The sequence below is a fragment of the Sphingomonas sp. C3-2 genome, assembly GCF_033025475.1.
In the GTDB taxonomy this organism is placed as follows: domain Bacteria; phylum Pseudomonadota; class Alphaproteobacteria; order Sphingomonadales; family Sphingomonadaceae; genus Sphingobium_A.
In genome coordinates this window covers 2,042,817-2,056,221 of record NZ_CP130322.1, presented here as the reverse complement: position 1 = coordinate 2,056,221, position 13,405 = coordinate 2,042,817, and the positions used below count along the sequence as shown (strand labels likewise).

10 protein-coding genes and 1 pseudogene are annotated in these 13,405 nt (G+C 59.7%); 8 read left to right on the top strand and 3 right to left on the bottom strand.

Translation table 11 applies throughout. The features are described 5' to 3' along the window. Positions 1-112 precede the first annotated feature (112 nt). The 7 genes and pseudogenes from QYC26_RS09950 (at position 113) to QYC26_RS09920 (ending at position 8,442) form a co-directional block, all read left to right on the top strand. A complete protein-coding gene (locus QYC26_RS09950; RefSeq protein WP_317512080.1) occupies positions 113-1,843 on the top strand; it encodes an N-acyl-D-amino-acid deacylase family protein in 1,731 nt (576 codons plus the stop codon). Continuing rightward, complete coding sequence (locus tag QYC26_RS09945; protein WP_317512079.1) at positions 1,770-2,687, top strand: hypothetical protein; 918 nt, start codon at positions 1,770-1,772, stop codon at positions 2,685-2,687. The genes QYC26_RS09950 and QYC26_RS09945 overlap by 74 nt, the downstream gene beginning before the upstream one ends. Before the next feature lie 87 nt (positions 2,688-2,774). After that, on the top strand, positions 2,775-3,677 hold the full coding sequence (locus tag QYC26_RS09940) for an SDR family NAD(P)-dependent oxidoreductase (protein WP_317512078.1): 903 nt from the start codon (positions 2,775-2,777) through the stop codon (positions 3,675-3,677). A gap of 161 nt (positions 3,678-3,838) precedes the next feature. Continuing rightward, positions 3,839-5,039, top strand: a pseudogene (locus QYC26_RS09935) (MFS transporter). Between the two features lie 146 nt (positions 5,040-5,185). Then, the gene (locus QYC26_RS09930; protein ID WP_317512076.1) at positions 5,186-7,423 is read left to right on the top strand and encodes a TonB-dependent receptor; all 2,238 of its coding nucleotides are present in this window, start codon (positions 5,186-5,188) and stop codon (positions 7,421-7,423) included. 55 nt (positions 7,424-7,478) lie between these two features. After that, a complete protein-coding gene (locus QYC26_RS09925; protein WP_317512075.1) occupies positions 7,479-8,144 on the top strand; it encodes an SDR family oxidoreductase in 666 nt (221 codons plus the stop codon). After that, positions 8,137-8,442 (top strand): 4a-hydroxytetrahydrobiopterin dehydratase, encoded by a 306-nt coding sequence (locus QYC26_RS09920; protein WP_317512074.1) that lies wholly within the window; start codon positions 8,137-8,139, stop codon positions 8,440-8,442. Before QYC26_RS09925 ends, QYC26_RS09920 begins: the two co-directional genes overlap by 8 nt. 392 nt (positions 8,443-8,834) lie before the next feature. Here the strand turns inward: QYC26_RS09920 and QYC26_RS09915 are convergent, their stop codons facing one another. From QYC26_RS09915 to QYC26_RS09905, 3 genes are read right to left on the bottom strand one after another with little or no spacing between them, the layout of a single operon-like run. Further along, positions 8,835-10,382 carry a hypothetical protein gene (locus QYC26_RS09915; RefSeq protein ID WP_317512073.1) on the bottom strand — a complete coding sequence of 516 codons (1,548 nt, stop codon included), beginning with the start codon at positions 10,380-10,382 and terminating at the stop codon, positions 8,835-8,837. Then, positions 10,382-10,996 (bottom strand): class I SAM-dependent methyltransferase, encoded by a 615-nt coding sequence (locus QYC26_RS09910; protein ID WP_317512072.1) that lies wholly within the window; start codon positions 10,994-10,996, stop codon positions 10,382-10,384. The genes QYC26_RS09915 and QYC26_RS09910 overlap by 1 nt, the downstream gene beginning before the upstream one ends. Then, entirely contained in the window at positions 10,993-12,222 is a 1,230-nt protein-coding gene (locus tag QYC26_RS09905) for a glycosyltransferase family 2 protein (RefSeq protein WP_317512071.1), read from the bottom strand. Before QYC26_RS09905 ends, QYC26_RS09910 begins: the two co-directional genes overlap by 4 nt. Positions 12,223-12,420: 198 nt before the next feature. On the opposite strand from QYC26_RS09905, the gene QYC26_RS09900 reads away from it, so the two are divergent. Next, positions 12,421-13,392 (top strand): DUF3011 domain-containing protein, encoded by a 972-nt coding sequence (locus QYC26_RS09900; RefSeq protein ID WP_317512070.1) that lies wholly within the window; start codon positions 12,421-12,423, stop codon positions 13,390-13,392. Positions 13,393-13,405 lie beyond the last annotated feature (13 nt).

Below are 13,405 nucleotides of genomic sequence, written 5' to 3'. Positions count from 1 at the left end.
GCAATGTGGAGCCTCCCGCCGAAAATGACAAGACAGGGCTTGTCAAATTCCGAACGGTTGCGTACCGTTTGGCCAAATCCGATGCAATCGGAGACAGAGAGGATTACTGAAAATGGCGGAATATGATCTGGTCATCCGCGGTGGCCATGTGGTGGACGGCAAGGGTGAATCGCCATTTGCTGCCGACATCGCCGTAAAAAATGGCCGCATTGCCAGGATCGGAGCCATTGAAGGTACGGGCGCAGAAGAAATCGACGCGACCGGCCTGCTCGTCACCCCCGGCTTTGTGGATGCACACACCCATTATGACGGCCAGGCCATTTGGTCGGATCGGCTCAACCCATCTTCCGCACATGGCGTAACGACTGCGGTTCTTGGCAATTGCGGCGTTGGCTTTGCGCCGTGCCGCGCGGAAGATCGCGATACGCTGATCAACGTCATGGAAGGTGTGGAAGACATTCCCGGCGTGGTCATGGCCGATGGCTTGAGCTGGGACTGGGAAACCTTCCCGCAATATCTTGACGCGCTGGATCGCCGCACGCTTGATATCGACGTTGCCGCCTACCTTCCCCACTCCCCCTTGCGCGTCTATGCGATGGGCGAACGCGGCGCCGCACGCGATCCGGCTTCGGAAGATGATCTCAGCAAAATGCGCGCCTTGGCGCGCGAAGCGGTTGAAGCGGGCGCATTGGGTTTCGCCACCTCGCGCCAATTCATTCACCGCACCCGTGATGGCGCACAAATTCCCAGCTTCGATGCATCGGAAGCAGAGCTGGAAGCGATCGCCGCCGGCCTGCGCGATGCCGATAAGGGCATTATGCAGCTTGTGCTGGACGTGCCCCATCTTGATTGGGAAACCGAAGTAAAGTCGCTCGTGCGCCTTGTCCAGGCATCGGGACGCCCGGCAACCTTTACGCTCGGTACCGCGAATGAGGGCACGCCCGATTGGAATCTGGCGCTGAAGCATGTCGAGAAGGCGAATGCCGAAGGCGCGCAGATTACCGCCCAAGTTTTTCCCCGTCCGATCGGATTGATCATCGGCCATAATCTGTCGGTGAACCCGTTCGGGCTTTGCCCAAGCTATGCCGCTATCGAAAAGCTTCCCCTGGAAGAAAAGATCGCCGAGTTGCGCAAGCCGGAAACCCGCGCCACGCTGCTTGCGGAAGATCCGACAGACGGCCATCCCCTGGCAGTCATTGGGCGGTCATGGGACTGGATGTTCAAGCTCGGAAGCCCGCCCAATTATGCTCCCTCGCCCGACCAAAGCGTTGCGGCGCAGGCGGCGCGCGCAGGCGTCACCCCCACCGAGCTGGTTTATGACTGGCTGCTCGAAGATGACGGCAATGCCATGCTCTATGTTGCGATCGGCAACTATTATGATGGCAAACTCGACATGGTCGCAGACCTGCTGAACCACCCTGACACGATCGTCGGGCTGGGCGATGGCGGCGCGCATTACGGCGTCATCTGCGATGCCAGCTACCCCACATTTCTGCTGACCTACTGGACCCGCGATCATCAGGGGCGCAAAATCACTATCCCACAGGCGATCAAGATGCTTGCAGCGGACCCTGCAAAGGCGCTGGGGCTGCAGGATCGCGGCGTCATCGCCGTTGGCTACAAGGCCGATTTCAACCTGCTTGATGAAGCCAGACTGGCGCTTCATGCGCCGTATGTCACCCATGACCTCCCCGCCGGCGGCCGCCGCTTGGATCAGAAGGCCGATGGTTATGTGGCGACGATCGTCAGCGGCACGGTGATCGCGCGCAATGGCCAGCCGACAGGAAAACTGCCTGGCCGCCTCGTGCGCGGCCAACAACCCGCACCCACTATTGCAGCATAATAAAGAACCAGAAACCGGAGAGGGTTTTATGAACGATATTCCGTATCTGCTCCGCGGCGTAACCCCGGTTACGACAGACAGCAGCGTTCTGCTCAGTTCGTCGAAATATCTTAATCACCCCCGCATGCGGGACTGGATTTCAACCATCACGCTCAAGCGCAATGGGACCGATCGTCCTGCCCAGGCCGAAATGTATGAAATCGTCGGCATTCTCGATGAAATTCAGGACATGGATTACATTGAGGAGCTGTTCCACAAGGAACGCCAGACGAACCCTGAACTTGATGCATGGTTCAGCGAAGGGTTTCAATCGACCTACGGCGCCGATGATTTCAAGGATTATGCAGAAGGCACGCTGGGCCATGTCTTCTACCAGGATGTCATCGCCAAAAACTTCGATCTGGTGATTTACGAACAGCCACAACCGAAAACGCAATATGATTATTTCCGTTTTCGCAACGGGCAGACCCATGATCTTGAGCACATCATGACGGGTGGCGATTTCAACTATATGGGCGAACTCGTGCCGGCATGGGCGCGTATCACAACCCATTTCAAACATTTCGGCGCGGAACTTGCGGGGGAAATCTCTGTCCTCTCCATGTTTGTGAACCTGCGCTACACGGTTCGCACCATGCTGCATTACCCCCATGTCTGGCCGGTCTGCCAGAATGCGGTGGAACGCGGCATGCGCGTCGGGCGGGAATCGGGCCCCTTCTTCATGGCGCGCTATGAAGACGCATTTGCCCTGCCGCTTGAAGAAGCCCGTGCCAAGCTGGGGTTTGTGGGCGCCGAATATGTCGACACCACCGGCCCATCCCTGTCCTGGGCCGAACGCAGCTAATTCGAACCCTCACCATTTTCCTGCCGCGTAAGCGCCAGATTGCGGATTGACCGGCAAAACATCGCCGGCATCCGCAAGGGAGCCCATATGGAACAACATGAAAAACCGTCGCTTGACGGAAGGGTGGCGCTTGTCACCGGCAGCAGCCGCGGAATCGGACGGGCCATCGCCCAGCGTCTGGCCGCCGCCGGCGCAACCGTTATCGTGACCGCCCGATCGGTCCAGGCGCCCCGTGCGGGCCAACGCTTCGGTCAGGCGCAAATCATCGCGGGAACACTCGCCGAAACCGTCGAACTAATTGAAAACGCTGGCGGCCGCGCAATCGCACTCGCCGCAGATCTCGAAAAACCGGAAGACCGCGACAGCCTGATCACACGCGCAATCGCTGCGGCAGGACGGCTCGACATCTTGGTCAACAATGCCGGCTTTGCCGATTATGCGCGGGTTGAGGACATGCCGGACGCTACGTTCGACAGAACGGTCGATCATTATCTGCGCGCGCCCTTCGCGCTGATCAAACAAGTCGTTCCGCACATGAAGGAGCGGGGCGATGGCTGGATCGTCAATATCGGTTCGGTCACCGCTCTGCAGGTGGGGCGCCCCTACGCCGATTATACGAAATCGGGCGGCGATGTCGTTTATGCGTCGATCAAGGCGGCCCTGCACCGCTTCACTCAGGGTATTGCCGCAGAACTGATCGATCATGGGATCGCGGCCAATGTGGTGGGGCCTTCGACGGCGATCCGCACCGCGGGCGCCAACGCCCTGATCCCCGAGGACTACCCGACCGAAGATGTCGAATATCTGGCGGAAACCGTTCTTGCCATGTGCCATCGCCCGGCAAGCGAACGCACCGGGCTTATCGCTTTCAGCATGCATTACCCCTGGGCCACCCGGTTACAGGTCATGAGCCTCGACGGAAAAACGCCGCTGCCGCGGCGGGAACCGCCTCCATGGTCGCACCCCGCAATTCACGCGACAGGCGAATAACGCCGCGATCGAGGCACAGGAGAGGACCTTTATGAAGGCGATGGTAATCGAGGCTTTTGGCAAAGCCGGCACGTTGCATTGGAGCGAATTGCCCATTTCCCCCGCACGCCCGGGTGAACCCATCTTTGCCACAGTTTCTGCGCGTTTGAGCAGGACGTGATATGACGGGAGTACCGATCACGCCCGGCACCGGCCAAACCGTGCCAGACCAAACCCACCTTCGGCCAAGCCTCGCCACCAGCACGATCGTCGTTTCGGGCAGCATCCTTTCGACGCTCATTCCGCTGGCGATCATTCCGGCGATGCCCGCAATGTCGCGCACCATTGCAGCGGGGTCCAATGGCGAATTGTTCGCGCAACTCGTCACCACATTGCCCGCCGCCGTCATGGCGCTATCTTCGCCGCTGACCGGCTGGGCCGTCCGCACATTCGGCTTCCGGCGCTATTTGCTCGCATGCCTGCTGCTCTATGTCTGCGCAGGCATGGCCGGGCTATATGCATCCAATCTGCCAGAACTTGTTATTTCCCGGCTGTTCCTTGGCCTTGCGGGAGGCGGCGTTGCGGCCTTGCCCTTTGCACTGGCCGGAAATTTCCCGCCGGACATTCGCGATCGGCTTTGCCGGCTCTGCGGGGGGGATTGCCGGTATATTAGCGCTTAATGCCGGCGGCGTGCTGGTTGATGTCTGGGGGTGGCGCGGGCCCTTTATTCTCTACGCGCTGGGCGCGGCCATTTTTGCCGTGGCCTGGTGCGATCGCAGCGCTCCCATCGCGGCGGATCAGCCCGATCAAAAGCAATCCGGCTCCATCCGATCGATCCTGCATCTCTATCTGCTGCTGTTTCTGCTCTCGATCGGGTTTTACGTGCCAAGCCTGTTTGGCCCGTTCATTCTGGGCGAGGCCGGTATCGCCAGCGCTGCGGATCAGGGATTTCTGCTGTCGGTCTTTGCCATCAGCAGCATCCTATCCGCCAGCATGTTCGGCTTTCTGACCCGGATTGCCGCAACGATGACGGCCGCGGCGCTGGCCGCGATCTTATTGGCGGCGGGGATGGCCACCATGGTGCTGACCACCGAAAAACATATCATCGGACTGGGCCTTTCGCTTGCGGGGATGGGCGCGGGTCTGGCGGCACCGGCTGTCATCTCTGAAATCCTCGCCCGCGTGACGGCCGAGGCCCGCGCAAAGGCCATGGGGCTAAAGGTTACCGCCATTTTCCTGGCACAATTCGCCACGCCCTTTGTCCTGCACCCGATCCGATCGCATTTCGGTTTGCCGGCCGCCATTTTCGCGATGAGCGGGTTGCTTGTGGCCACGGCATTCTGGGCCGTTCTGCTTCGCCGACGTCAAAACCCAGCCAACTGACCCATCTCACAGTTCCTTTCCGCAACGCGCCCACGCGCGATGCCTTTGTCGTGTCCGTCCCATCCATAAATACAGTCTCAGGGAGAGCATAAATGGTTACGCTAAAAAGGTTTTTTTTACGTCCATCGGCCTTGCGCCAGGGGTTGATGCTCGGTGCATCCGTAATGGCGTTCACCGCCAGCGCCGCCACCGCGCAGGACATGGCCGATGCTAATGGCGGGCTTGCCGATATCGTCGTGACGGCGCAAAAACGCGCGCAGAGCCTTCAGGACGTGCCGATTGCCATCACCGCCGTTTCGGAAGCGTTTCTGGATAGCCGCGACATCAGTTCGATCAACCAGATGGAAAGCATCGCGCCGAACCTGCGCATCACCCGGTCTCCCGGCAACGGCACCACATCCAGCATCGCGATCCGCGGCAGTTCGACCACCAACGCCGTTCTGACCAACGATCCCACGGTCGGCATCTATCTCGACGGCATCTATATCGGCAAATCGCAGGGTTCCGTGTTCGACGTTGCCGATCTGGAACGCATTGAAGTGCTGCGCGGCCCGCAAGGAACGCTTTATGGCCGCAACACGCTTTCCGGCGCGCTCAGCCTCGTTACGCGCAAGCCGTCCGGCGAACTCGGGGGCAAGATCGAGGCCTCTTACGGCAATTATGATTATAAGCGTCTGCGCGCCAGCATCGACCTGCCCGCACTCGGCATCTTTTCCGCCAAGCTTTCCGGGCAGATGCAAAAGCGCGACGGCTTTTACACAGCGGTTCCCAATCCCATTCCGGGCGTCACCAATGCCGGCGTTTCAGAAGATCGCTCCTTCGACAATCTGAATACCAAGGGCGGTATGATTCAGGTTCGGGCGGAACCGAATAACGACCTGACGTTCGATTACAGCTTCGACATCAGCGTATCCGATCAGAACATGACCTACACCCAGCCCTATGCCGTGAATCCCAACGGAATTTTCGCGCCCGGCGGCGTATTTGGCGGCCTGAACAGCTTTCCTGCGCATCTATATGTCAACAAGACCCGCCATCGGCAGGTGCATATCGACGCGCCGACCCGCGATTATGCCAAAATTTGGGGCCACGGCCTGACGGTCAGCTATGATCTGGGCGAAGCAACGCTCAAATCGATCACCGGTTATCGCAAGCTCCATTTTCAGGGCAATCAGGATACCGACGGCACCCCGCTCCCGATCTTCACCGCAGAACGGGAAAGCTGGTACAGCGCGTTCAGCGAGGAACTTCAACTCACGGGCAGCACCGGCCCCGTCAACTACACCCTTGGTCTTTACTATTTCAAGGACAAGGGGCGTAGCGAGGACACCCAACTTGCATTGGGCGGCCTCAGCCGCGTCGCCGCGCGCTACGGCTTTACCGGCGAAAGCTATGCCGCGTTCGGGCAGCTTGATTACGACGTCACCGACCGCCTGACCCTGACCGGCGGCCTTCGCTACACCCATGAAACCAAAACGATTGAACGATCGGCAACCAATCTGGTGAGCGGGGCGACGTTGATCGACGCACCAAAGGGGTTGGTGCCCGAAGCCAAGTTCAATGCGGTGTCGCCCACCGCGATTGCCAGCTACAAGGCCGGTGACGAAACCAATATTTATGCCAAATTTGCCAAGGGCTTCAAATCCGGCGGTTTCAACGGCGAAACCAATTCCATCGTCGAATTGCTCGAGCCCTATCGCCCCGAAAAGGTCGATGCCTTCGAAGTCGGCCTGAAAACCCGGCTTCTGGACAACCGCCTGCAGTTGAACGTCGCAGGGTTCTGGAACGAAGTGAAGGACATGCAGCTTGCGGTGCTGCGCGTCGTGGGCAACAGCGCCATTGGACAAGTTCGCAATGCCGGCAAGGCGCGCATCCGCGGCTTTGAAATCGAAGCGACAGCCCAGCCCTCTGACGATATCCTGATCCAGGCATCGCTGTCCTATACCGATCCGAAATATAAAGAGTTCATCGACAATGGCGTGAACCAGGCGGATAATCGGTCTTTCAACCGTGTTCCCAATTATACGGCATTTTCCAGCGTCGACTGGACGGCAGCGCGGGGCGATTGGGGTAAGCTCAACCTGATTGCCGATGTCAACTTCGTGTCCGATTATCACACCGCGGCTTTCGCCTTGCGCGGCGCCACCTATCAACGGGCGCAGGATACCAAGGTAGACGGCCACGCAATCGTCAATGCCCGCATCATCGTCAGCGAAATTCCCATGGGCGCATCGGAGGCGGAGATTTCCTTGTGGTCGCGCAACCTGTTCAACAGCAAGGCGGTCGATAATTTCATCGATTTTGGCGCCGGTCTGGGGGGCCTTATCACCGCCAGCTATGTGCCGCCGCGCACCTATGGCGTCACGCTCGGCTTCAAATTCTGATCCGAAAGGGCGGAGGCGGGGTTACCCGCCCCGCCCACACCGAAAGCAGGAAAAAATGCGTATCATTGTAACCGGCTCCGCAGGCATATTGGGCACCGCTGTCGTGCAGACCCTCTTGGCGCGCAGCCACGCCGTTGTGGGCATCGACCGGAAAAAAAACACCGAGCTGCCCGACACCGCACACCAGATCATTGCCGATAATCTGGCGGATCGCCAAGGCGCGGCGACAGCCATTGCCGAGGCGGAACGGCTTGTCGGCGGCATTGACGGGTTGGTGCATCTGGTGGGCGGGTTTGATTGGGTTCCGGTGGAGCAATCGACGCTCGAAACGTGGCGCACGCTCTATTCGGTGAATGTCGAAACCGCGCTCAGCACCATTCTGGCCGCCCTTCCCGCCATGTCCGAAGGCGGCGCGATTCTTTGCGTGGGGGCCGCCGCGGCCAACCAGGCACAGGCCGGCATGGCGCCCTATACCGCCGCCAAATCCGGGGTGGCCCGGATGGTGGAGGCGCTGTCGGCGGAAGTGAAAACACGCAAGATCCGCATCAACGCCGTTCTGCCGTCGATTATCGACACGCCGCGCAACCGCGCCGACATGCCCGATGCCAATCCGGATGAGTGGACCAAGCCTGTGGCGATTGCCGATGTTGTGGATTTTCTGCTCAGCGACAATGCCCGCGCCATAAACGGGGCGCTTATTCCGGTCACCAACAATGCATGACGGCCCGGTCAAAGCGTTTTCCGAAAAGGAAATCGCGCAATTCGCGGCAACATTGCCCCTTTGGGCTTATGATCCCAATCGCCGTGCGCTTTATCGCAAGATCGAATTTGACAGTTTTTCCGAGGCGATCGGGGCAATGATGCGGATCGCGATCGCAGCGGAACGGACCTGCCATCATCCCGAATGGTTCAATGTTTATAACCAGCTTGAAATCTGGCTGACCACGCATGATGCAGGTGGCGTTTCGGAACGCGACATCGCACTTGCCGCAAGGATCGATCACATTGCCGGCATGTGATTTTCGGCGCCGTTCCCAAATAGCATAATACCGGCCCTTCGATTCCGATTTGTTGCCGCCGTTTTCCCGCGGGTATCGACGATCAGATCGGTATCGTCGGGCTTCGCGCCAACGCAAATTGCCGCACCAGTTCATGCGGGGCGCTCGGGAACCGACGCGGGCAGGATCGGGCTGCGCGGCAAGCCGCATAGGTGGTCAGCGACAACGGCGCCGAACCACCCTCCGCTTCGTGCGACGCCCGGCGGCACGATACAGCCATGTCGGGTGGCACAGCCTTTCCAAAAATTTCGGTATTTTTCGTGGGGCCATAGCGTGTCGCGACACGGCGCCCGCCTTTGCTCTACATCCTTCTTCCCGCAGGCTTGATGCCGTGTGCGGCGCGCTTTCCTGCATCACTCCAAATCAAAACGGATGAACATCCCCACTTTGACTGAACGAACGGATTGTTGCTGTAATGTCTGGAGCAAGTTGCGAGGCATTTCGCGCCGCAACGGGCCATTTGTATCAAGGATAAGCGTCTTAACCCCCCAGTGCCGAGCCAAAGACAAGCGCGCTTCCCGGGTCAAATCCGGTCGAAAGAGCTGCTCTACCGCCGCTTGCCGGTGCGCCAGTCCCTCGATCATGGGCTCAGGCCAGGGAACCGAGATCACCCGCTGGCCCGTGGCCACGACTGGCCAGGCTGCCACATCCCAGACGGCCACCGGCTGTTGATCGGGAATATCCCGGGTGATTGCGAGCCCTTGCGTATAGGAATTACCCAGCACGCGCGATTCTCGAACCTCGCCACGCAGATAGATGAAAGTCACCATGCCGTGGCCCACGACACAAAAACACCCCAATGCGAACCAGCCCAATTGGTGTGCCTTGGGCATATGATGCCAATTTCGGGCGAGTATCAGTATCAAAGTACTAAGGCCGATATGGAGCATCAGCATCAGTGGTGGTGCAAAACGTGTGGCAATCAGAATCCCGTAGCTGCCCGCGTAGAAAATCAAGGCAAAGGCGGTAGCGCTGGCCGATATGGGCAAAGACCACCGCCAGCTCGTGCGATGCAAAAGCCCAATCACCCCAAAGATCGACGGCAAGACGATCATCACAATCTTATTCGGCGCGTAGAAATCTATACCACCGGTCCATGTGGGATTACCGGTCCGAATGATCGCATCAAACGGATTATGATATGGCCATAACGCAGACAGGGCGAGGCCAAGTTCCAATGCCAGAGCGACGACGACACGCGTCTTTAGCCGCGCCTCGGGCCAGAACAGAATGAACGCACCGGCCGTCACAAAGCCGATACCCGCACCTAGCTGATGCGTGGCAAACATGAACGCCGCCAACGGGGGAACAAGCAAAGCCCATATTGGGCGTGCCAATGCCCGGATCACCAGCGCCCAAAGCAGCAGGGAAAGACCAATCAGAAGTGCGGCGGGATAGGATACGCCCTCAACCAATGTCTCCACCGAGTGAAAGCCAGTATGGCTGATCGGGAGCGACCACCCCAAGGTCATTGCGAGCAACAATGCCACGGGCCCCCACCGCGAACCGTGATAGGCCAACCCAAAAGCGCGAATGCCCAATATCAAGGTGCCCGCACTGACAAAGCTGGCAGCTGCCAGAGCTTGCCACGCCGTCCAGCCCATTGCTCGCGCAAGCACCGCGATTCCGACCCAATAGGGATGGAAGTGGCGCGACCCATCCTGCCCAGGCACGAAAGGATTGGCCGGGTGGAAGGGGTTTTCAATCAGGGTTCGAAGGGCGGCCAGATGCTGCCATAAATCGCGCGAGGTCTGGTACAGGAAATGGCCATTGGCCGCATTGCTTGCCGCCAGGCCATAGACCAACAACGCGGCAATCCAATAACAGCGGTCCGGATGTGCCAGGATGACGTCGATCGCAGTGCGCGAACGGGCTGGCGCGCTCCGCGCAACCGTTGCCATCAATCGGCCGCCAGTCGAGCCACAAAGTGCAGGCGTCGATCAAAAAACCAGGAGAAGGGAGCCGGATACAGGCCTACCTTGTCCTGCATGCGCTGCACCTTGAGATCGAGCCGAGACCAGATTGCCTGCCACTCGCTATCGGACAGATAATTATAGGGCAGGACTACGCCATGTGATGCATTGCCCACCCAGTCCATGAAGCGCAGGGTCGCATCTGCAAACAGACCTTCCCGCAAATGATCCTTGATCACGATGCCCTGTCTGGCGACACGCTTTGCCTCGGCCATCAGTGCATCCGGCGCCAATGTGTGATGCAACACATCGACAAACAGCGCGACATCAAAATGATCATCGCCCCACGGAATGGTCCGACCATCAAAGGCCGTGACAGGAATGTCGGTTCCAGGCCGCACCAATACATCAATGCCTTCAATCGAAACATCCGGGCGGATATTCATGATCGCCTTTGCCAGCGTTCCGCTGCCACAGCCGATATCGAGGACACGCGCGCCCTGCGGAATATAATCTGCTATGGTTTTTGCCAGGACCGCCACTCGACGACCAAATACGGCCTTGGCATGCGCCTGTGTATGAAGCTTGTTCAGCAGGCTCATCGCCTATTCTCCGTAGCACGAGCGGGATGGGACAGCAGTTCCAGCAGGAACGACGTGAGCGCGAGTTGAAGCCCGACCCCAAGCAGCAGGGTAGACGGGATGGAAAGCCGCATCAGCATTTCGGGACGGGTCGCACTGAAACCGCCGGCGGCCCAACTTGCGAGCGCCGCGACCGCACCGGCGAAACCGATCAGCATCATCGTCCCGCCGACAATGCAAGCCCTGTCGATGCTGAGCCACGCGCTCACCTTGGTTAGCATCGGGCCCGCAAGCCAGTATCGTTCGCGTACCCCAAAATGGCTGGCCAGCATGCCAAAGCTGAGAAGTTGAGAGGCGATCAGCACAGATGCGGCAGCGAAAAGCAACGTATGAATGCTCAGCGTGATGCCACCCGCATGTACATCGCCCGGCAACAACATTGCCAGCACGGCAACGCCAAGCGCCATGAGAGCCAGTCCCGGATATATAAAGAGCCAGCGGGGAGAGAACAGAAGAAGGAATTTGAGATGGCGCCAGCCGTCACGCCAACTGCGCAAATGGGGAGGGCGCGACCGCCCATCCTTGACAAGCGTCGTGGGCACTTCTGCCATTGACAAGCCGACCAGCTGCGCCTTGACGATCATCTCGGACGCATATTCCATGCCATCCGACGACAATCCCAAGTCCAGTATCCCCTCCCGGCGAAAGGCACGCAAGCCGCAGTGAAAGTCACCGATCGGCGCCGAATATAAAACCCGGCCCGCCAAGGATAGAACCGGATTACCCAGATAACGGTGGAGGCGCGGCATCGCGCCTTTGCCTATGCCTCCCTGAAAACGGTTACCGATCACCAAATCGATCCCGGTTCGGAGCTTTTCGACAAAAGGCATCAACGCCATGAAGTCGTAGCTGCAGTCCGCATCGCCCATTGCAACATAGGTACCCCGCGCTGCGAAAATCCCACCGCGAAGTGCCGCGCCATAGCCGCGTTGCGCTATGGGAACCACGCGGGCCCCACCGGCAACGGCGATCTCCCTGGATCCATCGGTCGATCCGTTGTCAGCAACAATAACCTCCCCCGCCACTCCATAGGCTTTGAGGAAACGATGCGCGTGATCGACCACCTGCGCCAATGTTTCCGCTTCATTCAGGCAGGGGATAACGATGCTGAGTTCTATTTCGTGAGCAGCCTCCGGCACGAAACCTACCGGTGTTCTGACTATTTCCGCAGCATCTGTCGCGGCCATATGTTGCTCCTCACATTCTGCCGATTCGACAATGCCAGATTGTGGTTAATAATTTTCCAACCACGCTCCACCTGACTTGAGGCGTATCGACGAATTGACCGTTTAGGTAGAAGGATTTGCAGTCATTTCAAATTTGAATTGTACGATTCAACAGAGATTGTACCTTCTCTGACGAAAATCAGCGGAGAGGTGCTTGTGATGCGAAGCCCCATATCGGCACTGGTTGTCTTTACCCTGCTTTCAAGCTCGATCCTCGCCCCCGCCGGTGCCCAGACGCGGCCGGTGCCGAGCGATCCGCCTGTGACGACGCAGCCCGTGCCCAGTGTTCCGCCGCAGACACGCCCCACGCCGAGCGTGCCGCCACAGACGCGGCCCTGGCCGGGACGCCCCGAGACCAAGCCGACACCGCTGCCCGGGCGCCCGGGCGTCCGGCCGCCAGTCAATCCGGGTTATGGCGGCGGCTATGCACGGACGCTGCGCTGCGAATCGCTCAAGTATAAATATCGGCGCTGCAACGCGGATACCGACAACCGCGTCCGCCTGATCCGGCGGCTGGGCGGCACCTGCACGCTGGGGCGCAGCTGGGGCTATGACCGGCGATCGATCTGGGTGGACAATGGCTGCCGTGCCGAATTCGCCTATGGCCGCCGCGGCGGCGGCAGCGGCTATCCCGATTATGATTATGGCTATGACGACGATGACGGCCCCAGCGCCGGTGCGATCATCGCGGGCGTCGCGGTGGCCGGCGGGCTGATCGCGCTGCTCGCCAATGCAGGCAAGAAAAAGCAGGCCGAACCGGCGCAGAGCAGCACGCCGCAACCCCAGCCATCCACGCCCACCACGCCGACCGCGCCCGCACCGCCCCCGTCGTCGGCCCCGACCAGCTTCCCGCCCCGCCCACCGGCGGCGGTGACGGCGGATCTTTCGCCGCTGCCCTCGGCCGCGCGCCCGTCGATCCAGACCTGCCTCAACGAAACCTCGCGGCAGGTGGGCGCAACGGGGGGATCGCGCATCAGTTATGACCGGCTGGTCTCGCTGGAACAGGGCAATGGCGGCTGGCGCTTCGGCGCCGTGCTGACCGCGACCTATCCCGATGGGCCGCGCAGCATGTCGATCTATTGCCGCGCAACGCCCAGCCAGGTGATCCAGCTCGATTTTACCGGATCATGAGGGCCAGCACTGC